Annotated in this window: 1 protein-coding gene; it reads left to right on the top strand. The window is 52.6% G+C overall.

The window, feature by feature from the left end:
- Positions 1-197 precede the first annotated feature (197 nt).
- A partial coding sequence (locus AC1RPN_RS07725) for a hypothetical protein (protein ID WP_481763641.1) occupies positions 198-599 on the top strand: 402 nt, incomplete at its 3' end.

The raw sequence follows: 599 nt of genomic DNA, 5'->3' as shown, positions 1-599 counted from the left end.
TCCGTAGGCCGAACCCAGCTTGAACGACGTGATTTTGATGGGGCACGTCGCAGCCGCGATAATTGCCTTCCCAGCGTTCGTAAGTTGTATGAACACTTTTTTCTCCTTGACGTGATTTTGCGTCCCCTTATTAAATTGACAAGATGGCAATCCTCAAACCCTTGTCCACTCACTCGATTGTGAGGGACTTTACGCGGGTGTACCGAGATGCGGTCGCGAACTACCATAAAGCTGAGCTTGGTGATCCGACACGTGTCCTGTTCCTTCGCCCGTCGCAACTCCCATTTTGTCCGGTAGATTTCTTCATCCAGAACGCGATGCACGGAACCGTGCGAACGCTCGACTTCGGAGGCTGCTTCTACACACGAGTCGGAACCGTCGTCCACGAAGTGATGCAGCGGGCACTGTGCTTGAGTGGAAAGTTCCTTGCGAACTACGAGTGCAAAGAGTGTGGCACAATGCACGAGCTTTCGTACAAATACGAGTGTTGTGGTTTTCCGACCGTGTACCATGAGCTGAGCATCAACTACAAGGGCATCAGCGGCCACATCGATGCGGTGTACCGTGGTGACGACGGGAAGTTTTACATCCTCGACTTC

Source organism: Dellaglioa sp. CoH-57-MRSF-20, assembly GCF_056781955.1.
The sequence above is the reverse complement of the archived record's forward strand: the minus strand, read 5'-3'. Positions and strand labels throughout refer to the sequence as shown.